Source organism: Microvirga rosea (assembly GCF_020595095.1).
In the GTDB taxonomy this organism is placed as follows: Bacteria; Pseudomonadota; Alphaproteobacteria; order Rhizobiales; family Beijerinckiaceae; genus Microvirga; species Microvirga rosea.
The window spans coordinates 37,521-60,984 of the sequence record NZ_JAJDOP010000003.1 but is presented as its reverse complement, the minus strand read 5'-3'; the positions used below and the strand labels follow the sequence as shown (position 1 = coordinate 60,984).

Here is a 23,464-nt window from a genome sequence, read left to right as displayed (position 1 = left end):
CGCGCCCACCCGGGCCCGCCAGACCGACCCGATCACCGGGCTTGGCACGCACGGCGAACATCGAACCTGGCCCAGCGACGTTGTGCAGCATGAAGTCAATTTGAACTGTTCCGGCTGTAGGATCGATCGTTCTGATCGTGTATTTCCGTACGGCCGGCCGCTCATCCCCCGAAGGCAGCTTCAGCAGGCCATCTCTTCCAAGCATCGGCCAGACCGGCTCCGCTAACACCGCAGGAGGAATAAAGAGTCTCACATGAAGCGCCGCAAGAGTGTCAAAGCGTGCGAGGCCCTCTCCACGGAAGGTCATGCGGCGCATATACGGAGTAATATTTTTGACCTCGCAGACGGTGAGTACTCGAAAATCGGGAAAAACGAACTACGGATCCTCCCGCCTCGGCTTGGAAGCACCGTTCCCACGGCTGGAATAAAGCCATAGAACCCGGTCTTAGGATCTCGTTGATAAGAGGCAAGGAGCGTCAACTTGGTCACGGGGTCCGGACGGAACGTCAGAGAGGGGGCGAAGTAAATGCGCTGCTCTCGGGTGAAATCCACCTGGGTATCGCCGGCTCAGCCCAAGCCGACAATGCGGTAAAGCACTGCTTTGTCCTGGTTCACCGGGCCACCGACGTCAAACGCAAGATGTCCGCGCTGATAGGAACCGACCTGAAGCTCTACCTCACCGAAACGCTCCTCAACCGGGCGCTTGCTGATCAGATTGACGATGCCGCCGGGCTTAACCTGTCCGAAGATGACCGACGCAGGCCCCCTCAGCACCTCGATACGCTCGAGGCTATATGGCTCTACTGTCGGGACCAGATAGTTGATGCCACGTTGAAGGTGAAGGCCGTCCAGAAAGTTCACATAACCGGCGTTTGAGCCACCGCCGCCGAAACCACGGATGAAAACACTGTCGTAGCGCCCGGATGAGAGTCTTGTTTCGGATTGAACGCCCGCAGAATAGCGGAGCGCCTGTACAACGCTCTGTACTGCCTGATCATCCATTTGGTCGGGAGTGACAACGGTAACGGATTGCGGCGTTTCGATGAGTGGCGTGTCGGACTTGGTTGCAGATTCGCTGCGCCGCGCCACATAGCCGTCAACCGGACCGCTAGTGCGCTCAGCCTCGGCCTGAACTTCGACGGGGTCAAGAACCAGCTCGGGCTGGGCCTGTACTCGATCCGCAGCAGCTCATGTGATCGTCGAAAGCAATATAAGGAGAAGAGGCTTCCTGGCTGGCCTGTCAAACCAGGATTGAATTTCGCGCGTTGCCCATACCTTTTGGCCCAGACCTTCCGTAAGACATACGCTCATGGAACAGCATCCGCTCCTTAGCTGACCTTCTTTGAGAAGAAGTGCATCGAGACCGGGGGCCTTACATGCAGCCCAGGTTCTTCCGTTGATCGTCTCCTCCTTGTCATGTTCTAGGCCGATAACAAGGCGATCTATAAAAATCAAATAATATCAATATCTTAGATGATTTCTAAGATAGGCTGAATAATGCCATTTCAGATGAAGCGCGAATATCAGGGAACGACAGTCGGACTATGACCCATGACACTGTTGGTGTCATGATGACTTCTCATTCAGTCAGCACGACGGATTTACGCGGCAGCTTCTGCAGGAACAATCGGTCATGCTTCTTGTGCGACAGGCAGAATGTGCCTCTTTCAGGGCCTCTGTAGCTCTGGGAGATCGGATCTCAACCACGCCAGCCGGGCTATAGCGTGTCCGGCCAGCGCCTGCGCACGTTCCATGTCCTTCTCATCGCGAAGAATATCTCCGGCTTCGAGATATCGGTCGGCGAGCAGTTCGGCGATGACCAATGGATCGTTTGATATCTGGCGAAGCGAAATTGCCCTATCTATGAAAATTGGCAATCGGGTGAGTTCATCTGCGTGGCGTCTTGCTTCGCTGGCAAAATCTCTAAGGCGCGAACTTTCCACGTCTGGCGCTTCACCTGCGAGAGTCTCGAGCAATTCAGCAAGCGTCCGTTCCAACGTTGCAAGACCTTTCCCGATGTTGTCACCTTCCGGGTCCGTGCCCAGCTGTCTGCGTTCTCCATGAAACGCTTTCCTGCGCTCGCGCCTGAGAATCGAAACATGCTCCAGCTCTTCATGGGCCATTTTCTCAGCCGCTTGGCGGATTTCCGTCTCCTCCGCGTGGGCGGCGACATAGCTCCAGAAAGCGAATGCCCGCTCCTCGTTACGCACGGCCATCGATAGGACCCGATACGCGCCCAGCAGTCGTGGGTCCGTCGTTGCTATCCCCTCATCGTCGAAGGTCTCGGGCATTTGCCAACGAATTCGGGCCGGATCAGGAAATTCCCCTTTGGTTTTCTGTGACCATTCGATGACGTTGTCGAGATGCCCCCGCTCATCGACGGACAGGCGTTCGAACACATCCGCCAGAGAAGGCTGGCCGTCTCTTCTCATGCGGTTTGCGATTTCGGCGTAACGAACTGCTGCCTCCTGTTCCATGGCGGAGGCAATAGCGAAGAGCTCCTGAAGTGATTTCACAGGCCCGGGTGGTTCAGCTCTCAATAATGACATCTGCGGCTCCGGCAGGTGGAACGAGATGGGATTGAACCACGAATATCATCTTCGCAGTTTGACTTGGATCAATGAGCTCCTCTTACAGCTGCTCCATAAAGCTTCAGGCTTAAGGTTCGTTCTCGAACCGGCTCCGGAAATGACAAAACGTTTCAGTTTCTCGGCGTTTCTCTTTTTCGCTTGGGGACATTGTTCTCAGGCTGGATGGTCCCTATTGGCGCGGTCACATCTTCCATATTCTGTCTGGTCCGTACCGGACTTGGGTCTGCCACCCTTACGGTTTCTGCTTTTGTTGGGAACCGTGATGCTGCTGCTGTGGTCTGGACAAACCCTGGCGGCAGGCCGCGTGCAGGAGTTTCTGCCAAAAGCACGGCCTGGCGAGTTCTTCCCAGGCGCAGACAGATTCGGTTCCCCCGAGGGAGACCCGCCACTCGTCCCAGCTTATCAGGGAGACCGTCTGCTCGGCTATGTCTATCTCAATTCCGATATCACGAACGCGACCGGGTACTCCGGAAAAGCGATTAATCTTCTTGTCGGAATTGATACCAAAGGAATCGTAACTAAGGTCAAGCTCGTAGACCATAAGGAACCCATCGTTCTCATCGGCATCCCCGAGCATCGCATCGTCGATGCGATGAATACCCTGATCGGCAAGGACATGAAGTTGGTCGCGTCGGGAGCTGAGCGGCCGCCGCAGGTGGACATCGTAAGCGGGGCAACGGTGACGGTTCTGGTTATGGGCGACAGCGTCGTGCGATCAGCCGTGCGCCTCATCCGGAGCAATCGTCTCGGCGCCGCGAACCTGGCTGATACCGGCGCCAAGGCAGCGGCTGTTGTAAAAACGGTTGATCCCACTAAGAGCGAGATACGCGATTGGCAGTCTCTTCTTGGGGATGGCTCGGTACGCCGCCTGTCGACGACCGTTGGGGAAGTCAATGAGGCGTTTACGCAATTCGGCAATCAGGCTGCGGCCGAAAACCCGGAATCTGGCGAACCGTCCGACATCTTCATCGATTTGTATCTCGCGCCCGTCAGCGTCCCCACCATTGGCCGAAGCCTGCTTGGGGATGCGGGCTATGAGCAGCTTAAAGCACGCCTCAAACCTGGCCAGCAGGCTATCATCGTCGCCGGCAATGGCGCTTATTCCTTCAAGGGATCAGGTTATGTCCGGGGAGGCATATTCGACCGTATCGAATTGCTGCAGGATGGTCAGAGCACCCGCTTCCGCGATCGCAGTCACACACGCCTTGGAGCCCTCGCGGCAGAGGGCGCGCCGGACATACGCGAGATCGGCCTTTTCATCGTCCCCGAAGACTTCAAGCTCGACCTCGCAGAGCCTTGGCAATTGCAATTGCTCGTACAGCGCAATGTGGGCGCACGCGACAAGGCGTTCTTGACCTTCGACCTCGGCTACACCCTGCCCGAAGCATATCTGCGCACTGAGCAGCCTTCTGCTCCTGTCGTGTCCTCGGATCAAGTCCAGGCGGCTACCGCTCGGCCCCAGACGGCTCCGCCTACTCCCAGTTCCACCATCACACCCCCCTCGTTGAACGACGTGGATGTGCTCGCCGCTGGGCTCATCGAAGAGCCTCTCTGGCTTAAGATCTGGAAAACGAACACCGTTTCTATTGGCATCACGGTTCTCGCACTTCTCATTCTTACCGCGATCTTCTTCTTTCAAGACAGCGTGGTACGCCGCCCCATGTTCTATACCTGGGTACGTCGGGCCTATCTGACTTTCACGCTGGTGTGGCTTGGCTGGTACGCCAATGCGCAACTCTCCGTAGTCAACGTGCTGACCTTCACCAATTCGCTGCTGACGCATTTCAGCTGGGAATTCTTCCTGGCAGCACCTCTCATCTTTATTCTTTGGGCGGCGATCGCCGCGGGGCTGCTGTTCTGGGGACGCGGGCCGTTCTGCGGCTGGCTCTGCCCCTTTGGTGCCCTGCAGGAACTTCTGAACAACATTGCTCAATGGCTCAAGGTCCCTCAGATCACCGTGCCCTGGGGTCTTCATGAGCGCCTTTGGCCAATCAAGTACATCCTTTTCCTCGGGCTTTTTGGTCTGTCGTTCTATTCCGTCGCCCTCGCCGAGACCCTGGCGGAAGTGGAACCTTTCAAAACAGCCATTATCCTGAAATTCGTCCGTGACTGGCCATTCATCATCTATGCCCTGACATTGCTGACAGCCGGCTTGTTCATCGAGCGCTTCTTCTGCAGATACCTCTGTCCTTTAGGGGCGGCTCTCGCGATCCCCGGCCGTATCCGCACTTTCGAATGGCTAAAGCGCTGGCCGGAATGTGGTTCTCCTTGCCAACGCTGCGCCAAGGAATGCCCGGTGCAATCGATCCATCCCGAAGGACATATCAATGTCAACGAGTGCATCTACTGCATGCACTGCCAGGAACTCTATCACGACGATCATCGCTGTCCGCACATGATCCAAGTCCGTCTCAAGCGCGAGAAACGTGATGCTCTTTCGTCTCCTTCTATGCGCGGGGACAAAGACAACGGCAAAGGACCCGCTAAGCCTCTCATCACTCACATGGGAAAACCGATCGGTGAGCCGTCCACAGCGGATGTTCCGACAACGACCTCTTAAACAGGAAGGAGATTCTAATGGCAAATCAGGAGAAAAAGGGCTTAAGCCGACGCGACATGCTCGGCACGACCGCGGCAGTCGCCGTGGCTGGCGCAGCGGGAGCCGCCGGAGGCGTGACAGTCTCGAAAACAGGGCTCATCGGGGCAGCCGAGGCGCAAACGCCATCCAACGCTCCTGCTTCCCGGCCAACCGCTGCCAACAAGTACGAGGTCAAGCCCGGTGAGCTCGACGAGTATTATGTCTTCTTCTCCAGCGGACAGACTGGCGAGGTCCGCATCGTCGGCTTGCCCTCCATGCGCGAACTGATGCGTATTCCCGTGTTCAATCGCGACAGCGCCACGGGCTGGGGGCTGACGAACGAGAGCCGGAAGATCCTGACGGAAGGCCTGACGCCGGAAAGCCAGGATTTTCTCAAGGATAAAGGCGGCGTCTTCCTCAACGGCGACTTGCACCATCCCCACCTTTCGTTCACTGACGGCTCCTACGACGGGCGCTATCTCTTTGCCAACGACAAGGCCAATACCCGCGTCTGCCGCATTCGCCTTGACGTCATGAAATGCGACAAGATCATCCAGCTGCCCAACCAATATACGGTCCACGGGCTGCGCGTGCAGAAGTACCCGAGAACAGGCTACGTGTTCTGCAACGGCGAAGACCGCGTGCCGATCCCGAATGACGGCAAGGTCTTGGACGACCCGAAGAAGTACGCTTCGATCTTCTCTGCGGTCGACGGAGACACCATGAAGGTCGCCTGGCAGGTTAGGGTCGATGGAAATCTCGACAACGTAGATTGCGACTACCAGGGCAAATATGCCTGGGCCACCTGCTACAACTCGGAAGAAGGCGTGACCCTCGCCGAGATGATGGCGAAGGAGCAGGACTGGGTCGTGGTGTTTAACCTCAAGCGCATCGAAGAAGCCGTGAAGAGGGGTGAATTCGAGACCATTGGCGGTGTTCCGGTTCTCGATGGTCGTGCCGGTTCGAAATACACGCGCTATATCCCTGTTCCGAACAGCCCACACGGCATCAACACTGCGCCGGACGGCATCCATTTCGTCGCCAACGGCAAGCTCTCGCCGACCGTGACTGTCTTTGACGCCCGCAGGCTTGACGATCTTTTCGACGACAAGATCAAGCCGCGTGACGTTGTAGTAGCAGAGCCCGAACTCGGCCTTGGCCCGTTGCATACAGCCTACGACGGCAAGGGCAACGCCTATACTACGCTCTTCCTCGACAGTCAGATCGTAAAGTGGAACATCGACCTCGCCAAGCGAGCCTTTAAAGGTGAAAAGGTAAATCCCGTCATTCAAAAACTCGATGTCCATTATCAACCCGGCCATAACCACACCTCCATGGGCCAGACCAAGGAGGCCGACGGCAAGTGGCTGATCTCGCTCAACAAGTTCTCGAAGGACCGGTACCTTAACGTGGGTCCGCTCAAGCCCGAGAACGATCAGCTTATCGACATCTCCGGGGACAAGATGATTCTGGTCCATGACGGGCCGAGTTTTGCCGAACCGCACGATGCCACCATCGTTCACCGGTCGAAAATCAACCCGATCAGCATCTGGAAGCGCGACGATGCTTTCTTTGCGGATGCGGTAAAGCAGGCAAAGGCCGATGGCGTGACTCTGGAAGCAGATTCCAAGGTGGTTCGCGACGGCAACAAGGTCAGAGTCTATATGACATCGTCCGCACCTGCCTTCGGCCTCGATAGCTTCCAAGTCAAGCAAGGCGACGAGGTGACGGTTTATGTAACCAACATCGACGAAGTCGAGGATCTGACTCACGGATTCTGCATCACCAACTATGGCGTCAACATGGAAGTCGCTCCACAAGCAACGGCATCGGTGACGTTCACTGCTTCGAAGCCAGGCGTATATTGGTATTACTGCTCGTGGTTCTGCCATGCCATGCATATGGAGATGAAGGGCCGCATGTTCGTCGAGCCGCAAGGCGCCTGACGATATGTATCGCATCCGCACATCTTTGTGCCTGGGACTGGCGGCAGCTTTTGCTGCCAGCCCTTCCTTGCCCGCGCTGGCCGGGCAGATTGTCGTTGCTCCGGGCGAAGCGAATCTGCAGTCCGTTCTGGACCAAGCCGCGGACAACGATGTTGTGATTCTTAAAGCCGGCGAGCATCGCGGCCCGATCCACTTGCGACGCAAGTTGACGGTCGAAGGCGATCCTGGTGCAACTCTGATCGGTTCAGGGTCGGGCAGCGTTGTCACGATCGTGGCTCCCGGCGCATCGGTTCGCGGCCTGACAATCCGCGGCTCCGGCATGGATCTCCCGCAGATGGATTCCGGCGTTTTTGTCGAGAAATCTGCCACAGGGGCCTTGGTCGAGAACAACATTATCGAAGGCAATCTTTATGGCGTCTACCTGCACGGCGCTGAAAATTCCGTCGCCCGAGGCAACCGAATAGTCGGCTTGCAAGAGGGTCGGGTGAACGAGGCCGGGAACGGGATCTCGGTGTGGAACGCTTCAGGAGCCAAAGTCATCGGCAACGATGTCCGCTACGGGCGAGACGGAATCTTCGTCGTCACAAGCAAGAATAATGTATTCAGCGGCAACCGCTTCCGCGACATGCGATTTGCAGTCCATTATATGTATACCAACGACAGTGAAATCACCGACAACGTGTCAACCGACAATACGGTCGGGTTTGCGATTATGTTTTCACATCGCTTGAAGGTCGCTGGCAACACGTCGAATGGTGATCGCGATCATGGCTTCCTGTTCAACTACGCCAATAACTCGAAGATTTCCGGCAATACCGTCCTCGGGCGTCTTCAACCTGCAGAGAGATGGACGGCATCTGGCATACGGTCGAAGGGTGCTGGCGAGCATGGGCTTCCTGCCAAGGACGACGAACCGGATCTCGCGGCGGGCGCCCGGCCTGGACCCACAAAATGCGTCTTTATCTACAACGCAAACAAGAATTCGTTCAAAGACAACTGGTTTGAAGGCTGTGAGATCGGCATCCATTTTACCGCCGGCTCGGAGGGTAACGAAATCGCCGGCAATGCGTTCGTAAAGAACCGAAACCAAGTGAAGTATGTCGGCACTCGCTATCTCGATTGGTCCAAGGGCGGACGCGGGAACTATTGGAGCGACAATCCGGCATTTGATCTGAACGGCGATGGGCTTGGGGATAGCGCATATCGCCCGAACGATCTCGTCGACAAAGTGCTCTGGACGGCACCACAGGCTAAGGTTCTGATGAACAGCCCTGCCGTGCAGGTGATCCGCTGGGCGCAGGCGCAATTCCCTGCCCTCCTCCCTGGTGGTGTTGTTGATAGCCACCCCCTCATGGCGCCACCCTCGCGCCCGAAATTCGCCGAAGGAGACCGGCCATGACGGGTACACTCGAAGTTCGCCGCGTCTCCAAGCGTTTCAGCAAGGTTGACGCAGTCCGCGAAGTCTCTTTCAGCCTGCCCGAAGGCGAGACTGTTGCTCTGGTCGGCCACAACGGCGCCGGCAAGACGACCCTCATGAAGCTGATGCTAGGTCTGATCAGACCAACCAGCGGCAGTATCACGGTCCTCGGCGACGATCCCGCAGCGGGGGAATTCCGAGCTCGGCGGCAACTGGGATATCTGCCGGAAAATGTTTCTTTCAATGGGGCTCTGACAGGGCAGGAAACGCTCGCATTCTATGCGCGCCTCAAGCGCCAGTCGATGCGAGCGGTGCCGCCACTTCTTGATCGGGTCGGCCTGACCCATGCCGCGAACCGACGGGTTGGAACGTATTCGAAAGGCATGCGCCAACGTCTTGGCCTTGCCCAAGCACTCTTGGGCGAACCAAGGGTTCTCTTGCTCGATGAACCCACGACCGGGCTGGATCCGGCCCTGCGTCAGAGTTTCTACGAGATTATCGAGGAACTCCGCAGTCACGGCGCAACTGTTCTCTTGTCCTCCCACGCCTTGACCGAACTGGAAGAGCGTGCCAGCCGCGTCGTCATCATGAATCGCGGGATCAAAGTCGCCGATGGAACCCTGGATGAATTGCGCCGCATCGCCCAACTGCCGACCCGCCTACGGCTGAAGTTCTCGGCCCCTGGGATTCCCGATATCCCGAAATGGCTCAGGCCAATCGGCGACCTGCGCCAGGTCGACCGCAACATGGTTGAAGTCAACGTCGCACCGGAGCAAAAAATCGATGTCTTGCGGCAGGCCGTCGGGCTGGGCTCCCCGATCGACGACCTCGACGTGATTCCGCCGAGTCTGGACGAGCTCTATGCTCATTTTCTTCTCACCCAGGAGACGGCACGGTGAGGAATATTCTGATTGTCGCCCGCAAGGAGATCCAAGAAGGGCTGCGTAACCGCTGGGTTCTCGCCACCACTTTGCTTCTTGCGGCCCTTGCCCTCTCTCTCACCTTCCTCGGGAGCGCACCGACAGGCAATGTTGGCGTCCGAGCGCTTGATGTCGTGATTGTCAGCCTTTCGAGTCTGACGATCTTCCTGCTTCCTCTGATCGCCTTGCTGATCTCTCACGACGCCATTGTGGGGGAAATGGAGCGTGGCACCATGCTGTTGCTCCTGAGCTATCCAGTTGCACGGTGGCAGGTGTTGATCGGCAAATTCGTCGGGCACCTGTCCATCCTCGCATTTGCGACGCTGCTCGGTTACGGTGCCGCAGCAGGAGCCCTTATGGCGACCGGTGTCACCATCGACCTGGAAAGCTGGATAGCTTTTGCATCGATGATTGCATCGTCGGTGCTGCTCGGCTCCATTTTCCTTGCGGTCGGCTATTTGGTAAGTTCTCTCGTTCGGGAGCGCGGCACCGCCGGCGGGATCGCCATCGGCATCTGGCTCGTCTTCGTTCTGATCTATGATATGGCGCTCCTCGGCCTTCTGGTCGTCGATCAAGGCCAAACCATCTCTGGCGGAGTACTCAACGGCCTGCTCCTGTTCAATCCGACAGACGCGTATCGCCTATTCAATCTGACAGGCTTTGCGAATATCAGCTCCTTCTCTGGAATGGCCGGAGTCGCACAGAACGCGACCTTAACGTCGCCCACCCTTCTCACCGCATTGTTTGTCTGGGTCGTCATCCCGCTCAGCCTCGCAACATTCGCCTTCTCCAGGAGGGAATTATGATGAAGATCACATTCGTGACGGTGCTGGCGGGCATGCTGGCGTTGGCAGGCTGCAACGACATGAGAACCGCGGAGCCCGTTCCACTTCCGAAAGTGCTGACCGCCGCAGCTATCGGTCATTACTGCGGCATGAATGTTCTCGAGCATGCAGGCCCGAAAGGTCAGATCATTCTCGCAAGCCGAAAGGATCCAGTCTGGTTCTCGTCCGCGAGGGACGCGATTTCCTTCACCATGCTTCCCGAAGAGCCAAAGGACATCCGCGCGATCTATGTTTCAGACATGGCCAAGGCGCCATCTTGGAATGAGCCCGGGACAACGAACTGGGTCGATGCGCGACAGGCGTCATTTGTAATCGGAAGTCGCGTAAAAAGCGGCATGGGAGCCGAGGAAGCCGTGCCTTTCTCTGAGAAGGCGGCCGCAGAGAAGTTCGCAGTCGAGAATGGCGGGCGCATCGTCACCTTCGAAGGGATGCCGCGAGACTACATTCTAGGGGCTGGAGAGACGACTAGTTCCGTGGAGGAGCAAGGTGCAGCCGGGCAGCATGATCAAGCCCCGTCCCAGCAAAATCACGCCCATTGAAAGCCTCGTGATGTCCCCTCTCCTCACCCGCAGGCGCATTATCGGGATCTCGGCAGCCGCAGCCGGATTGAGTCTCATTTCATTTGGCCATCGCGCGAAGGCGGAGGCGCATCTCGTCACCTGGCAGGGTCACGCGATGGGTGCGCTCGCCACCATGCAGATCCATCATCATGATCGGACGACCGCGGAACGTCTGATCGAGCGTTCACTCGCAGAAGTGCGTCGCCTGGAACAGATCTTCAGCCTCTATAGGGAAGACTCGGTTCTTTCCGCTCTCAATCGTCAAAGCACGCTTGTTGCGCCTCCCCCGGAACTCGTAGCGCTTCTGTCTGAATGCCACCGTTACTCTGAACTGACAGGCGGTGCTTTCGACCCGACCGTACAGGCTCTTTGGGTGCTATACCGTGATCACTTCTCGAAACCATCCGCAGATCCGAACGGCCCTCCTGAGGCAATGATCCGCAAGGCACTCGGGCAGACCGGCTTTGGCGGCGTCCTGTTCGATGAAAACCGGATCGCGTTCAGACAGCGTGGCATGAGCCTGACGTTCAACGGTATTGCACAAGGCTACGCTACGGATCGCGTCGTCGACATCCTGCGTGCGAACGGGATCTCCAACAGCCTGATCGATATGGGCGAGACCCGAGCGCTTGATGCCCGGCCCGACGGAACGCCCTGGCAGGTCGGCCTCACTGATCCCAGCCAGCCGGAAAAGATCAGTGAAACGCTGGAAACCATCGATCAGGCCGTGGCGACGTCCGGAGCATACGGCTTTCGGTTCGATCCTGCCGGCAGCTTCAACCATCTCCTTGATCCACGCACCGGCACTTCGTCCACGTTGTATCGGAGCGTGACCGTCCGGATGCCTACCGCCACGGCGGCTGATGCACTGTCGACGGCGTTCAGCCTTCTCCCGGAGGCGGATATTCGCGCCATTGTCGGCAAGATCGGCAAAGGCGATGTCCACTTGACGACGTCTGAAGGGCAAAGACGTGTGATCACGGCTTAGGCTTGGAAGGACTATTTCTCCTCCAAGAGCGCCTTGATGGTAACTGCGTTCGGGCAGTAACGCTGTACGACGGGCGCCCAACCGGATTCAATGGCGCGTCGGCAATGGCTCGCAGCTTGGCAGCTGGAGCAAACGATCCTCATATCACGCATGACGTCAGGATACATACGAGAAGTCGTTTGAGGATCGATGCCTAAAGCCTGCATGAGAAGCGGCAACTCATCCGCGCCTTTGACGCCATGCTCCGTCAGCTGGCTCAAACGGTCAACGGAAAGTCCGACATCCTCTGCAAGAATTCGCAACTCCTCCGGATCGAGGCCTGCGAGCTCCCGTTCCGCGGTTCGTACGGCTCGCCAATTCGCAATTGCGTTCATCATACCCATGGAAGAATCTCCGTGGTTTGTAATGATGTTGGCACAATCCTCCAATGCAACGTTGCGCCAGCACAAAGAGAGTCTCAGGAATTTCTCCGGCTATCTGAGAACATTGGCGATGCGATACCTGACGCCGGCGCTCCCATTGAAGAAGCCGTTGGAGAAAGGGATACCCTCGCAGATCAGATCCAAGGAACGCCGACCCTCTTGAGGGTCGAGTGCTCCGTCCGCAGCCTGACGAAAGGTGCGCGAGACAGCAACCATATCGCAAGTCTGTGGCGAGATGCGGCATGACCTGACACCCATGGATGCGAGGTCGGAAAGGTTTTCGATGAGGCTGACGTAGCTCGCAGACAGCGTCTGCACACCATTTACCGTCAAGAACGCCTGTTGATCCAAAGTGTCGGCCGACAATCCATCGGGATCCTTGCCGCAGACGAACTGACAATTGTCCTTTGTCAGTTTATGGAGACGAGCGTGATAGCAGCGCGCGGAAATCGCCAACGGAACACGTCCGAACGACCAGACCTCGATTTCCACGTCGGAACAGGCCTTGGCCAAAGTCGCTATAGACGATGCGGGAAGTTCCGGCGGCAGACAAACCCGCAAAGCCCCATTCCGTACCAACCAGGCCAGTGTCGTCTCGTTATAGACATTGACATAAGGGCCGATGGCATGGGCACGTCCTGCAACATGCTTCAGGGCCGTAATATCGTTAACCTCGACGACGATATCCGATCCCTTCGCCAGGGACGCAGTCTGCTTCCGCTCCCTCTCCAAAGTGACGAGAGCCAGTGAACTCAGCATCACATCCTTCCCGGAAGCGATGAGCCGGTCGATGACCTCCGGTATCAGATCCTGATAAAAAGGCAGGCGTTTCGAGCACACAACCTCACCGACACAGACGGTATCGATCGGAGCCTCGTCGGCGATCCTAAAATAGAAATCCCGCCAGACATCTGGCTCCCAGTTATACAACACCGGGCCGAGGGTCAGCTTCATGTTGGCTTTCTCCGGTTCAACGCCAAGTCTTGCGGTAGGCGCCGAGGGTGTTGCTTTGCCCTTCGCTGATCGCCTCAAGCATCCGTTCCGAGATCGGCTGTTCGTTTTCCAAGGCAGCCAAGGCCTCGCGAAACGAACGCACCACATTCTCTATATAAGCGCGGCTCCGCTGCCGCCCTTCGATCTTCAGAGCTGTCACCCCTGCCTTGCGAAGGCTCGGCAAAAGCGTCGCGGCATCGAGGCTGACAGGATCTTCGAAGATGTAACCAGTCGAAATTTCGGTTCTAAAACGGCCCTTGCAGAGCGTCGGGTAGGCGGCGGGTTCTTCTTTGCCGAACTTATTGATGGTGAAATCGCCGAGACGAGAGACGACAGCGCCGCCTTTTTCCTCATAGGCAACGTGACTGGCGGGCGAGCAGACACCGTTCATGTTTGGGGACAGACCTGTCGCATAGGACGAGAGCGAGCACCGGCCTTCCGCCATGACACAGAGCCCTCCGAAAACAAACACCTCCACCTCGCAGCCGGCCTCACGCACGATTGCTGCAATCTCGGAAACGCTCAGGACGCGTGGTAACACCACCCGCTTTGCGTTGAATCGCTCCATATAAAAGCGGATCGCGTCGGCATTGGCCGCGGCGGCCTGAACGGAGACATGCAGGCGAGCCGCTGGATACCGCTCTGCCGCATAGGACATGAGGCCGATATCACATAGGATAAGGGCATCAGCGCCGGCCCCAAGGGCGTCGCCGACCGCTCTGCGCCACAACTCGATGGCTCCTGCCCGCGGGAATGTATTGATCGCCACAAGCACTTTCACGCCCTTCCGGTGCGCGTAAGCGACCCCGTCTGCGAGTTCCTCGGGGCTGAAATTCAAACCTGGGAAGTTACGAGCGTTCGTCTCGTTCCGAAAACCGCAATAGATTGCATCAGCGCCGGCGTCCACGGCGGCACGCAGGGAAGACGGTGTTCCAGCAGGACAGATCAATTCCATGATCGCACGCTCCTGTCACTTCGGCTGGGCCCCTCCCCGCCATCGGGTGCAGGCCTCGACTTGCGGCGCGTCAGAAGGATCTCTCCGAACTGTCGCAACGGACCCAGAAGAGCGGCTCCTTCATGCAGGATGTTCAGATCCGCGTCGTCGACAGCGTTCCTGAGGGCAAGAACCGCTTCGATATCCCCTTCGACCACGATCGTTCGGGAAAAGAACAGCGCATCACCGTCGTAATTCCCGTTCGCCATGCCGATCAGTGCACTGAAGGGACCAGAAATTCTGGCGTCGAGCCCTGGCGGCAAGGAGCGGACCACAGTGATTGTCGGCGCCGTCGATGCCGTATGAAGCACGAATGCGAAGGGAAGATCGGACGGAGCCAACCCATAGGATCGTCCTGCATACGGCCCGAGACGCTCGAACATGCGCGGGTGCTGCCCTAGGATCCGGCGAAGGACCGCCGACAGGAACAGTTGAAGAGGAAGCAGCGGAAGTGGTCTCAGAGCGAGAGTGATGAGAGGCGGGAAGGCTCCAGCAGGCGTGTGCGATATCGTCATGCGATTTTCCTTGCGGGGCTGTCTTAGACGATACTGCTCAGCTTGAGTTTGAGCTGGCGCAAAGACGGAAGCGTTTCCTTCCTTCAACGAGGTCAGTCATGCCTCAAGGACGCTAATGTCACACCGTGATCTGCCACCCTTCTCGGACCTTCGCGATTTCATGTCCTTTCTGGAGATGAAAGGCCAACTCGTGCGCATCTGGGAGCCGATCTCCCTCACTCACGAGATCACCGAAATTCACCGCCGCGTCCTGCGGAATCAGGGTCCCGCCCTGCTGTTCGAAAGGCCTGTTCAACCGAACGGTCAGTGCGCGGAGATGCCGGTTCTCGTCAACCTCTTCGGCACCGTCGAACGGACCGCCTGGGGACTTGGCGTCCATCGCGATAATCTTTCCGCGCTTGGAACGACCCTCGCCGAACTGCGCGAGCCGCGCCCACCGCAGAACCTCACCGACGCATGGAATAAAATTCCTCTGGCGCGGGCGGCCCTCGCCATGCGTGCCAAGGAGATCAAGAGCACGCAACGGTTGGTATCGACGGGAAGCGACATCGACCTTGGGAGGCTCCCAGTCCAAACTTGCTGGCCCGGAGAGCCGTCTCCGCTGATCACCTGGCCCCTGGTTGTCACGTGTCCGCCGGACGGAACCGGAGTGGATGACTACAATGTCGGTGTCTATCGCATGCAGGTCCTCGGACGGGACCGCGCGATCATGCGCTGGCTCGCACACAGGGGCGGTGCTCGTCATCATCATCAATGGAAGACGACCGGCGAACCGATGCCAGTGGCCGTCGTGATCGGGGCCGACCCAGCCACCATTCTCTCAGCTGTTCTTCCGCTCCCGGAAAACTTGTCAGAGCTTCGCTTCTCAGGTCTGCTGCGCGGGCAGCGTCCGAGGCTCATGCCCTGCGTAAGCGTACCTTTACGGGTGCCGGCCGAAGCGGAAATCGTGATCGAAGGCTATGTCTCGCCGGACGAAACGGCGCCGGAAGGCCCTTTCGGAGATCATACGGGCTACTACAACTCCGTCGAGGATTTTCCTGTTCTTCATGTGACGGCGGTCACGACGCGTCCGAATCCCGTTTATCTTTCGACGTTTACCGGACGAGCTCCAGACGAGCCGTCCCGGATCGGTGAGACGTTCAACCAATTGTTCCTGCCGCTTCTCCAGCGCCAGCTTCCGGAGGTTAAGGATGTGTGGTTGCCGCCGGAAAGCTGCTCTTACCGAATTGCCATCGTGTCCATTTCCAAGCGCTATCCCGGCCAAGCACGCCGTGTAATGCTTGGCCTGTGGTCGCTTCTTCCCCAATTCACCTACACGAAGCTTCTCATCGTCGTCGACGAAGACGTGGACATTCGATCCTGGGACGACGTGATGTGGGCGGTCGCGACCCGGTCAGATCCGTCTCGGGATCTGCTGTCGATCGCCGATACTCCGATCGATTATCTGGATTTCGCCTCACCAAAGGCAGGACTTGGCGGCAAGCTTGGCATTGACGCGACAAACAAGATCCCGCCCGAAACGGATCGCGACTGGGGCGAGGTTCTCAAGATGGACGCCGCGATTTCCGACCGGATCGACGCCCTCTGGCCCGAATTCGGCTTGGGATCCCTGCCTTTCAGGAGAGTACCCTGATGACACCGTTCCGCGTCGTCGTCGGTATCAGTGGCGCATCTGGCGCTATGCTTGGGATCCGTGTCCTTGAACTTCTCGCCTCAGCTGGATGCGAGACCCATCTTGTTGTCTCAGAAAGCGCCGAGCGAACCATCGCTCACGAGGTTGGACGCGATGCGCTGGATCAAGCGCGGAGCATTGCTTCCTGTTGTCATCCGATCGGCAATGTGGGCGCCACCATCGCCAGCGGCTCGTTCCGAACTGCGGGAATGATCGTTGCTCCCTGCTCAATGAGAACTCTGTCCGCCATTGCGAACAGCCTGTCCGATAATTTACTCGTACGAGCAGCAGATGTTCATCTCAAGGAACGGCGCCGGATCATACTGTTGACCCGGGAAACTCCGTTGCATCTGGGCCATATTCGCGCGATGGCAGCGGTGACCGAGATGGGAGCCATCGTCGCGCCCCCGGTCCCGGCTTACTATCGCAGGCCACAATCTGTCTCCGAGATTATTGATCACACGGCGCGGAGAGCAATCGATCTTCTTGATCTTGGTCTTGCTGAGCTTGCTGAATCCTGGACGGGGCTCGACTGAGATCGCTCAATCAGACGATGTCCCGTCACCTTGTTCCGAAATACAGGCCTGAGCACGAATTTGACGGTTGGAAATGATCGGGCGCATAAGGTGACGTGGCCATTTCTCTGCCGGCGGTCATCAGGCTCGGAGCCGTTAATCGCCAGCAAAGGTCCAAATCAGTTCTCTTTCGTGAGTCTACCGGGCACGATGTGGTCAAACAGTTCGTTTAGTTGACCGACATGGTGAGCGGAGGCTCAACCCCCTCCGGCAACGGGCTTACATAAGGTGTTTCCCGTGTTCTATCCGCAAGATCGGCTTTTGCCGCTGCCACAAGAGTAGGATCCGTGACGGCCGCCATGCCGGTTGCTGCCATGGCCTTGGCCACATGGATCATCGCCTTGTGTGCAGCAGGCGTCTTGCCTTGCGCGACAACCTGCCAAGTGTGGAAGGGAGTGCCGATGGCAACCGTCGGCGCGTGAGCCTGAACGGTTGGAACCACCCAGCTCACGTCACCGAGATCGGTGGAGCCGACCATCGGCTTGCGTGGCGTGTCGAGTGGAACCAAAAAGTCCGCAAGAGGCGCATCGCCCTGCTTCTGACCGACCGCACGGTAAACCGACGCGATTTCCTGCGGGGATAAAGTCGCACGGATTTCACGGGCGAAGCTCCTGTCGGCCTCGTCGAAGGGAGGCGGCCCAAGTTCCTCCATTGCACCGTGCAGTGCGCGCTCGAGAGGTTCGTTGCCAAGAATGTTCGATACGGCGCTGACGATGCGCATTTCGACACTCGTTTCGGTCATGAGAGCGGCGCCTTGCGCGATCTTGTGGACCCTATCAACCAATTCGAGCATTCCAGGCAGATCCATGGCCCGGATGGAGTAGCGAACACGCGCATGAGCCTGAACGACATTCGGCGCGATGCCTCCGGTGTCGAGCAGAGCATAATGCACCCGCGCATCGGACGGCATGTGCTCGCGCATGTAGTTGACGCCCACGTTCATCAGCTCCACTGCATCGAGGGCGCTGCGACCCAGGTGGGGAGAGGCCGCCGCATGGGCGGCGCGACCGGTGAAAGTGAAGTCGGCACGGGTGTTAGCGAGAGACAGGGCCGGCGCAACCTCCCAGAAGCTGTACGGATGCCAGGAAATGGCAATATCGGCGTCGTTGAAAGCGCCTGCCCGGACCATGAATGACTTGGCGGCTCCGCCCTCCTCCGCAGGGCATCCGTAGTAGCGGACGCGCCCGGGAAGTCCTTTTTCGGCAAGCCAGTTCTTCAGGGCGACCGCTGCCAGCATGGCACCCGCGCCCAGAAGGTTGTGGCCGCATCCATGCCCGTTTCCTCCGGGCTCGATCGGCCGATGTTCTGCAACACCCGCCTCCTGGCTCAAGCCGGGGAGTGCGTCGAACTCGCCCAAGAATGCAATAACGGGTCCCCCCGCGCCCGCCTCGCCAATGACGGAGGTCGGGATGCCCGCGATCCCTTCCGTCACCCGGAAACCCTGGTGCCGAAGTTCCTTTGCATGCTCGCTTGCGGAGCGCACCTCAGTGTAACAAACCTCCGGCATGCCCCAGATCCTGTCGCTCATGGCGACAAGCCTGTCCTTGGCCGCATCGACATGCTGCCAAATCTCATTCCGAACGTTCATTTACAGCTCCATAGTTTACAGGAATAGACGCAGATCCCGGTGCGGAGAAGCGCGACACGAAGGGAAACACCAAGTCGTCTCGACAGACATCCCCCGAGCTCACGTTGATCGGAACGTCACAGGGCGGCGGGTTCTTCCGATATCAGCTCCTCGGCGACCGGGATGCGTCCCTCGAACCAATAGGCGGCCGCGGCACGCGACATCGCAGCACCATCGTGCCCAACGCCGGAAACCTGCACCAACCGCCATGCGAACGGAAGGCCGAGCCGTCGAGCTTCCCGCTGGGCGAAATCATAAACGAAATGGGCGCGGGCATAACGGGTCGGCCCCTGCTTCAAGGCCTCCGGTTGGGCCGGGAGGTTTGGATCATCGGCACTGATGTCTTGATCTCCCGCAAAAATGTTCATTGGATAGGCCAGCCATCGGGCAAGGCTCGACTCGTCGAGCGCCATACTGCCAAGACCTTCTGGAAAGTCATACTCAAAGGTCGGCAAAGTGTACCAGCCGGGATTCGCCGCGATGACCGCCTCAAATGGAATGTCGCGCTGCGTCGCAAGCAAACGGTGCGAGAATTGCCCGCCCGCGGAATGACCGAACAGATACGCCTTCGAACGACGGGTCACGCCGATTTTCTGAAGCGCGGCAAAGACACGGGCTGGTACGGAATAGATCCAGTTCGTAGAGGACTGAACCGTCCCGTCGGGTCCGATGACCATGCCGTTGTTGTAACCCTCGGCACCAGGGAACCACTCGTTCGAAAACGTCGGAGCCGCAATAAGAAGACGGTGCTTTTCCGCAGCCGGGATCCAGAAGTCGCGATACTCATCGCCGTTGCGCAGCATTCCATGCTGAACGATGACGACAGGATCATCGGGGCCGTGGGCCGCCGGCCGATAGAAATGCACCTCAAGTGGACGTTCCGGGTGGAACCGATCCACGAAAGGAAGCATCGTACGGCCGATTTCGGGCGTGAGCGTGGTCGTGATCATCTTTTGTCCGAATGGTGCAAATGACAGGCTGCGCTGCGTCCGGGAGAAATTTCCCTGAGGACGGGACGATCCTCGCGGCATACCGGCATGGCGTGCTCGCAACGCGGGTGAAAGGGACAGCCGCTTGGCGGGGCGAGTGGAGATGGGAGCTCGCCTTTGAGCGGCTGGAAAGCGCGCTTCCGATGGGCTGCCGACGGGCTCGCTGCGATAAGAGCGGCGCTATAGGGATGTGCCGGCTCGGCGAAGATGCTGGCAGCGGACCCAATCTCGACGATACGTCCAAGATACATGATCGCGACGCGATCGCTGATATGGCGAACGATGCCCAGATCGTGACTGACAAAGAGATAGGTCAGCCCATACCTCTCTCGGACATCCATGAACAAATTGATGACCTGTGCCTGGATCGAGACGTCGAGTGCCGAAACCGGCTCATCGCAAACCAGGAAATCGGGTTTCACCGCCAATGCCCTGGCAATACCGATGCGCTGACGCTGCCCGCCGGAGAATTGATGCGGGTAGCGGTTCCGGTAGGCCACATCGAGACCAACCTCGGTGAGCGCCTTATCGACTGCGGGATCGACTTCGTTCTGGGGAACGAGACGGTGTACGCGCAGAGCCTCGCCAACGATCTGGCGCACCTGCATACGTGGATTGAGGGACGCGTACGGATCCTGAAAAATCATTTGGACCTTCAGCAGAAAGTCCAATCGCTCCCGCCCCTTCAGTTCGCTTACCGGGCGTCCGTCATACGCGACGTCACCGGCTGTCGGCTTCAGAATTCCGGTGGCCACGCGTGCGAGAGTCGACTTGCCACAACCGGACTCGCCCACAAGACCGAGCACTTCCCCACGGGCCACCTTGAGGTCGACGCCGTCAACAGCCCTCAAGACAGGCGGGGGCGAGGCTTGGCCAACCATCGTCAGGACGCGCTGAGCGAATGTCGACTTTCCACGGAAGTGCCGTTCCACACCCCGCAACTCGAAGAAAGGCACCGTCATGGAACCGGCCCCTCGGGGATTGGATTGTGGCAACAATAACTGTGTCCTCGGTCGTGTTCCGGCGCCGGGTCGATCTCAGCACAGACAGGCAAAGCCCTTTCACAGCGTGGGCGGAAGGGGCATCCGCTCGGACGCGCATCGATACTCGGTGCGGCTCCGCTGATCTGCCTCAGCCGTTCACCGGGATTAACAGTCGATGCCGACGAACCGAGCAAACCAAGGGTGTAAGGATGGCGCGGGCGATCCAGCACATCGTCCACTGTTCCGGTCTCGATGATCCGTCCCGCATACATGACGGCGACGCGGTCAGCGAGTTCAGCGACAACTGCGAGGTCATGAGTGATCCAAAGCACCGCCGTTCCTGTCTCACGGCTCAGTTTTTGGACTTCAAAGAGGATCTGGCTCTGGATCGTCACGTCGAGTGCGGTGGTCGGCTCGTCGGCAATGATCAAATCCGGGGAGTTCAACAGCGCCGTCGCGATGGCGACCCGCTGACGCATGCCGCCTGAGAATTCGTGAGGAAACTGCTCGAGGCGGGCCTCCGGAGAAGAGATACCCACGCGGGAAAGCGCCTGGGCCGCCTCCCGCATGGCATTCTTCCGGCTCATCACACGGTGCTCGAGGATGGCCTCGCACATCTGTTCGCCGATACTCAGAACCGGATTGAGGGTCATCAGCGGATCCTGAAAGATCATCGCGATGCGATCACCACGCAGGCGCCGCATCCGTTCCTCTGACGCCTGCCGGAGATCCTCCCCTTTGAACTTCACGTCGCCGGAGACAATCTCACCCGGAGGGTCGATCAGCTGGACCAGCGAAAAACCCGTGACGGATTTCCCGGAGCCGGACTCACCGACAAGTCCCACGATCTCGCCCGGTTGCACGACAAGATCGACACCGTTAACCGCCGGCCAGGATCCTCTAAGGTCATGGAATACGGTTCTGAGACCGCTAACCTCGAGCAAAGGCGACGTCATGGCCCCCTCACATTGAAGCTGCGGCGGAGGCGGTCCCCTACGAGATTGAGCGACATGATCAGCAGAACCAAGGCAATTCCCGGAAAGACGGAGATCCAGTACTCGCCAGAAAGCAGAAATTCGAAACCATTGGCGATGAGAAGGCCAAGGGACGGTTGCGTCACCGGTACGCCCACGCCCAGGAAGGACAGCGTTGCCTCAAGCGTGATCGCTCCGGCGATGCTGATTGTTGAAACCACAAGGACTGACCCGATCGAGTTCGGCAGCAAGTGCGCCAACATAATATGACGCGTGGGGAGACCGAAGTTTATCGCGGCTTCGATATATTCCTTGCGACGCTCGACGAGCGCTGCAGCCCGCATCAACCGGGCATACTGCGCCCACTGAACCAAGATTATCGCGATAATGACCTTGTCGACCCCTCGGCCTATCGAAGCCAGAAGAACGAGCGCGATCAGAATTGACGGGAAACCCAGCATGAAATCGACGACGCGCATAATGGCCGCGTCGACGGCGCCTCCGAATTGCGCGGCGATGAGGCCCGCTGCAATACCAATAGCAAGGGCTCCGGCAGTCGAGGACAACCCGACAAGCAAGCTGGTGCGAAGGCCATAGAGAATAGCGCTTAACATGTCTCGGCCCTGCGCGTCGGTCCCGAGCCAGTACGTCATGCCGTTCATGCCCTCGGAACCTGGCGCAAGGCGGTTGTCCATGACGCTCAGGGACGCGAGGTCGTGTGGATTTTGCGGGGCTATGACCGGAGCCAGCACTGCCAGCAGGACAAGGACGCCGAGAAGGATCGCCGCTCCGCGGGTCGTCGGCCGATTGCGAATGCGTCGCAACACGCTCTCTCGAACCGACGTATCGGCGTACGGAGGGACAGCAGGAGGGGCTGGTTTCGGCGAGGTCATGCCATTTCACCGATCAGCTTCACACGCGGGTCGAGCGCAGCGTAGAGGATATCGACCAGGAAGTTCACAGCGACGAAGAGGAACGTCGCGAGCAGTACATAGGCGACGACCACCGGCCGGTCGAGCTGATAGATGCTGTCGATCAGCAGCTTTCCCATGCCGGGCCATGCGAAGACCGTCTCGGTAATCGTCGAGAAGGCTACAAGGCTGCCAAACTCCATTCCCGCTACAGTGACGACGGGCACCAGAATATTGCGCAGCACATGGCGTCCGACGATACGCTTGCGCCGGACTCCCTTCGCTCGAGCATATTTGACGTAGTCCTGAGACATCGCTTCGGACGTTCCTGCCGCAACAAGCCTGATCATGAGAGCCATATTGGGGATCGCGAGATTGAGAGCAGGCAGAATGAGGTGCTTCAGACCGTCCAAAGTCAGCAGACTCGTTTGGATACCGAGGACAGAGACCGTCTCGCCCCGGCCCGCGGTGGGCAGCCATCCGAGCGCAACGCTGAAGAGAAGGACGAGCATCATCCCTTTCCAAAAACTCGGCAGCGAAAAACCGAGGACGGTCCCGGCCATGATCGCACGACTTGAACGACTCTCGGGGTTGAGCCCGGCCAGAAGACCAAGTGGAACGCCAACGGCAGCCGCCACGCTCATGGCGAGGAGCACAAGCTCGAAGGTCGCCGGCAGCCGCGCCAGAATGAGTTCCACCGCCGGCACGCCGTGTACGAACGAGCGTCCAAGATCGCCCTTGAGAGCATTACCAAGAAACATAAGATATTGTTGCACGACCGGCAGATCGAGGCCGAGTCGACGGATCATCGCTGCACGTTCGGCAGCGCTGACCTGTGGCGGGACAAGCAGCTCGATCGGATCTCCGATGCCGTAGACTGCGAGAAAGACGACGATCGAGACTGCGAGGAGAACCAGGATACTCTGGATGAGGCGCTGCAGAACATAAGCTATCATTTCATGTG

21 protein-coding genes and 1 pseudogene are annotated in these 23,464 nt (G+C 58.4%); 9 read left to right on the top strand and 13 right to left on the bottom strand.

Annotated elements, in window-relative coordinates:
* Positions 1-13 precede the first annotated feature (13 nt).
* The 3 genes and pseudogenes from LJD17_RS24005 to LJD17_RS08385 all read right to left on the bottom strand — a co-directional run.
* A pseudogene (locus LJD17_RS24005) lies at positions 14-334 on the bottom strand (siderophore-interacting protein); the annotation flags it as partial.
* 233 nt (positions 335-567) lie between these two features.
* Positions 568-1,089: a TonB-dependent siderophore receptor gene (locus tag LJD17_RS08390; RefSeq protein ID WP_227383732.1), complete on the bottom strand. Its 522-nt coding sequence runs from the start codon at positions 1,087-1,089 to the stop codon at positions 568-570.
* 578 nt (positions 1,090-1,667) lie between these two features.
* Positions 1,668-2,549: a ferritin family protein gene (locus tag LJD17_RS08385; RefSeq protein WP_227383731.1), complete on the bottom strand. Its 882-nt coding sequence runs from the start codon at positions 2,547-2,549 to the stop codon at positions 1,668-1,670.
* A gap of 304 nt (positions 2,550-2,853) precedes the next feature.
* On the opposite strand from LJD17_RS08385, the gene LJD17_RS08380 reads away from it, so the two are divergent.
* Genes LJD17_RS08380 through LJD17_RS08350 form a run of 7 tightly spaced genes read left to right on the top strand, consistent with a single transcriptional unit; the run spans position 2,854 to position 11,845 of the window.
* A complete protein-coding gene (locus tag LJD17_RS08380) occupies positions 2,854-5,151 on the top strand; it encodes a NosR/NirI family protein (RefSeq protein ID WP_227383730.1) in 2,298 nt (765 codons plus the stop codon).
* Between the two features lie 17 nt (positions 5,152-5,168).
* Positions 5,169-7,115: a TAT-dependent nitrous-oxide reductase gene (gene nosZ / locus LJD17_RS08375; RefSeq protein WP_227383729.1), complete on the top strand. Its 1,947-nt coding sequence runs from the start codon at positions 5,169-5,171 to the stop codon at positions 7,113-7,115.
* Positions 7,116-7,119: 4 nt separating this feature from the next.
* A complete protein-coding gene (locus LJD17_RS08370; protein WP_227383728.1) occupies positions 7,120-8,514 on the top strand; it encodes a nitrous oxide reductase family maturation protein NosD in 1,395 nt (464 codons plus the stop codon).
* On the top strand, positions 8,511-9,431 hold the full coding sequence (locus tag LJD17_RS08365) for an ABC transporter ATP-binding protein (RefSeq protein WP_227383727.1): 921 nt from the start codon (positions 8,511-8,513) through the stop codon (positions 9,429-9,431). The genes LJD17_RS08370 and LJD17_RS08365 overlap by 4 nt, the downstream gene beginning before the upstream one ends.
* Positions 9,428-10,258, top strand: coding sequence for an ABC transporter permease (locus tag LJD17_RS08360; protein ID WP_227383726.1), 831 nt, complete (start codon positions 9,428-9,430; stop codon positions 10,256-10,258). Before LJD17_RS08365 ends, LJD17_RS08360 begins: the two co-directional genes overlap by 4 nt.
* Positions 10,255-10,836 carry a nitrous oxide reductase accessory protein NosL gene (locus LJD17_RS08355; RefSeq protein WP_406600780.1) on the top strand — a complete coding sequence of 194 codons (582 nt, stop codon included), beginning with the start codon at positions 10,255-10,257 and terminating at the stop codon, positions 10,834-10,836. The genes LJD17_RS08360 and LJD17_RS08355 overlap by 4 nt, the downstream gene beginning before the upstream one ends.
* The gene (locus LJD17_RS08350; protein WP_227383725.1) at positions 10,799-11,845 is read left to right on the top strand and encodes an FAD:protein FMN transferase; all 1,047 of its coding nucleotides are present in this window, start codon (positions 10,799-10,801) and stop codon (positions 11,843-11,845) included. The genes LJD17_RS08355 and LJD17_RS08350 overlap by 38 nt, the downstream gene beginning before the upstream one ends.
* An 11-nt stretch (positions 11,846-11,856) precedes the next feature.
* On the opposite strand, the gene LJD17_RS08345 is transcribed toward LJD17_RS08350, so the two are convergent.
* From LJD17_RS08345 to ubiT, 4 genes are all read right to left on the bottom strand, one after another.
* Complete coding sequence (locus tag LJD17_RS08345) at positions 11,857-12,228, bottom strand: hypothetical protein (protein WP_227383724.1); 372 nt, start codon at positions 12,226-12,228, stop codon at positions 11,857-11,859.
* Positions 12,229-12,318: 90 nt separating this feature from the next.
* Positions 12,319-13,221, bottom strand: coding sequence for a ubiquinone anaerobic biosynthesis protein UbiV (gene ubiV, locus LJD17_RS08340; protein ID WP_227383723.1), 903 nt, complete (start codon positions 13,219-13,221; stop codon positions 12,319-12,321).
* A 16-nt stretch (positions 13,222-13,237) separates the two neighbouring features.
* Positions 13,238-14,215 carry a ubiquinone anaerobic biosynthesis protein UbiU gene (ubiU, locus tag LJD17_RS08335; RefSeq protein ID WP_227383722.1) on the bottom strand — a complete coding sequence of 326 codons (978 nt, stop codon included), beginning with the start codon at positions 14,213-14,215 and terminating at the stop codon, positions 13,238-13,240.
* Positions 14,206-14,769, bottom strand: a complete 564-nt coding sequence (gene ubiT, locus LJD17_RS08330) for a ubiquinone anaerobic biosynthesis accessory factor UbiT (RefSeq protein WP_227383721.1) — start codon at positions 14,767-14,769, stop codon at positions 14,206-14,208. Before ubiT ends, ubiU begins: the two co-directional genes overlap by 10 nt.
* 115 nt (positions 14,770-14,884) lie before the next feature.
* Here ubiT and LJD17_RS08325 point away from each other — a divergent pair, with 115 nt between their 5' ends.
* Positions 14,885-16,402, top strand: coding sequence for a UbiD family decarboxylase (locus LJD17_RS08325; RefSeq protein WP_227383720.1), 1,518 nt, complete (start codon positions 14,885-14,887; stop codon positions 16,400-16,402).
* Positions 16,402-16,977 carry a UbiX family flavin prenyltransferase gene (locus tag LJD17_RS08320; RefSeq protein WP_227383719.1) on the top strand — a complete coding sequence of 192 codons (576 nt, stop codon included), beginning with the start codon at positions 16,402-16,404 and terminating at the stop codon, positions 16,975-16,977. The genes LJD17_RS08325 and LJD17_RS08320 overlap by 1 nt, the downstream gene beginning before the upstream one ends.
* Before the next feature lie 208 nt (positions 16,978-17,185).
* Here the strand turns inward: LJD17_RS08320 and LJD17_RS08315 are convergent, their stop codons facing one another.
* From LJD17_RS08315 to LJD17_RS08290, 6 genes are all read right to left on the bottom strand, one after another.
* The gene (locus LJD17_RS08315; protein ID WP_227383718.1) at positions 17,186-18,604 is read right to left on the bottom strand and encodes a M20 family metallopeptidase; all 1,419 of its coding nucleotides are present in this window, start codon (positions 18,602-18,604) and stop codon (positions 17,186-17,188) included.
* Positions 18,605-18,720: 116 nt separating this feature from the next.
* A complete protein-coding gene (locus tag LJD17_RS08310) occupies positions 18,721-19,593 on the bottom strand; it encodes an alpha/beta hydrolase (protein WP_227383717.1) in 873 nt (290 codons plus the stop codon).
* Positions 19,590-20,594: an ABC transporter ATP-binding protein gene (locus tag LJD17_RS08305; RefSeq protein ID WP_227383716.1), complete on the bottom strand. Its 1,005-nt coding sequence runs from the start codon at positions 20,592-20,594 to the stop codon at positions 19,590-19,592. Before LJD17_RS08305 ends, LJD17_RS08310 begins: the two co-directional genes overlap by 4 nt.
* The gene (locus LJD17_RS08300; protein ID WP_227383715.1) at positions 20,591-21,571 is read right to left on the bottom strand and encodes an ABC transporter ATP-binding protein; all 981 of its coding nucleotides are present in this window, start codon (positions 21,569-21,571) and stop codon (positions 20,591-20,593) included. Before LJD17_RS08300 ends, LJD17_RS08305 begins: the two co-directional genes overlap by 4 nt.
* On the bottom strand, positions 21,568-22,482 hold the full coding sequence (locus LJD17_RS08295; RefSeq protein WP_264478325.1) for an ABC transporter permease: 915 nt from the start codon (positions 22,480-22,482) through the stop codon (positions 21,568-21,570). The genes LJD17_RS08300 and LJD17_RS08295 overlap by 4 nt, the downstream gene beginning before the upstream one ends.
* Positions 22,479-23,456 (bottom strand): ABC transporter permease, encoded by a 978-nt coding sequence (locus LJD17_RS08290; protein WP_227383713.1) that lies wholly within the window; start codon positions 23,454-23,456, stop codon positions 22,479-22,481. The genes LJD17_RS08295 and LJD17_RS08290 overlap by 4 nt, the downstream gene beginning before the upstream one ends.
* Positions 23,457-23,464: the final 8 nt, after the last annotated feature.

Excerpts from the sequence above, each read along its gene's own strand:
- LJD17_RS08315 (WP_227383718.1), bottom strand. The coding sequence starts at position 18,604 with ATGAACGTTCGGAATGAGATTTGGCAGCATGTCGATGCGGCCAAGGAC.
- ubiU (WP_227383722.1), bottom strand. The coding sequence starts at position 14,215 with ATGGAATTGATCTGTCCTGCTGGAACACCGTCTTCCCTGCGTGCCGCC.
- LJD17_RS08355 (WP_406600780.1), top strand. The coding sequence starts at position 10,255 with ATGATGAAGATCACATTCGTGACGGTGCTGGCGGGCATGCTGGCGTTG.
- ubiV (WP_227383723.1), bottom strand. The coding sequence starts at position 13,221 with ATGAAGCTGACCCTCGGCCCGGTGTTGTATAACTGGGAGCCAGATGTC.
- LJD17_RS08345 (WP_227383724.1), bottom strand. The coding sequence starts at position 12,228 with ATGGGTATGATGAACGCAATTGCGAATTGGCGAGCCGTACGAACCGCG.
- LJD17_RS08365 (WP_227383727.1), top strand. The coding sequence starts at position 8,511 with ATGACGGGTACACTCGAAGTTCGCCGCGTCTCCAAGCGTTTCAGCAAG.
- LJD17_RS08300 (WP_227383715.1), bottom strand. The coding sequence starts at position 21,571 with ATGACGTCGCCTTTGCTCGAGGTTAGCGGTCTCAGAACCGTATTCCAT.
- LJD17_RS08370 (WP_227383728.1), top strand. The coding sequence starts at position 7,120 with ATGTATCGCATCCGCACATCTTTGTGCCTGGGACTGGCGGCAGCTTTT.
- LJD17_RS08350 (WP_227383725.1), top strand. The coding sequence starts at position 10,799 with ATGATCAAGCCCCGTCCCAGCAAAATCACGCCCATTGAAAGCCTCGTG.
- LJD17_RS08290 (WP_227383713.1), bottom strand. The coding sequence starts at position 23,456 with ATGATAGCTTATGTTCTGCAGCGCCTCATCCAGAGTATCCTGGTTCTC.
- LJD17_RS08325 (WP_227383720.1), top strand. The coding sequence starts at position 14,885 with ATGTCACACCGTGATCTGCCACCCTTCTCGGACCTTCGCGATTTCATG.
- LJD17_RS08310 (WP_227383717.1), bottom strand. The coding sequence starts at position 19,593 with ATGATCACGACCACGCTCACGCCCGAAATCGGCCGTACGATGCTTCCT.
- LJD17_RS08380 (WP_227383730.1), top strand. The coding sequence starts at position 2,854 with ATGCTGCTGCTGTGGTCTGGACAAACCCTGGCGGCAGGCCGCGTGCAG.
- LJD17_RS08305 (WP_227383716.1), bottom strand. The coding sequence starts at position 20,594 with ATGACGGTGCCTTTCTTCGAGTTGCGGGGTGTGGAACGGCACTTCCGT.
- ubiT (WP_227383721.1), bottom strand. The coding sequence starts at position 14,769 with ATGACGATATCGCACACGCCTGCTGGAGCCTTCCCGCCTCTCATCACT.
- LJD17_RS08295 (WP_264478325.1), bottom strand. The coding sequence starts at position 22,482 with ATGACCTCGCCGAAACCAGCCCCTCCTGCTGTCCCTCCGTACGCCGAT.
- nosZ (WP_227383729.1), top strand. The coding sequence starts at position 5,169 with ATGGCAAATCAGGAGAAAAAGGGCTTAAGCCGACGCGACATGCTCGGC.
- LJD17_RS08385 (WP_227383731.1), bottom strand. The coding sequence starts at position 2,549 with ATGTCATTATTGAGAGCTGAACCACCCGGGCCTGTGAAATCACTTCAG.
- LJD17_RS08320 (WP_227383719.1), top strand. The coding sequence starts at position 16,402 with ATGACACCGTTCCGCGTCGTCGTCGGTATCAGTGGCGCATCTGGCGCT.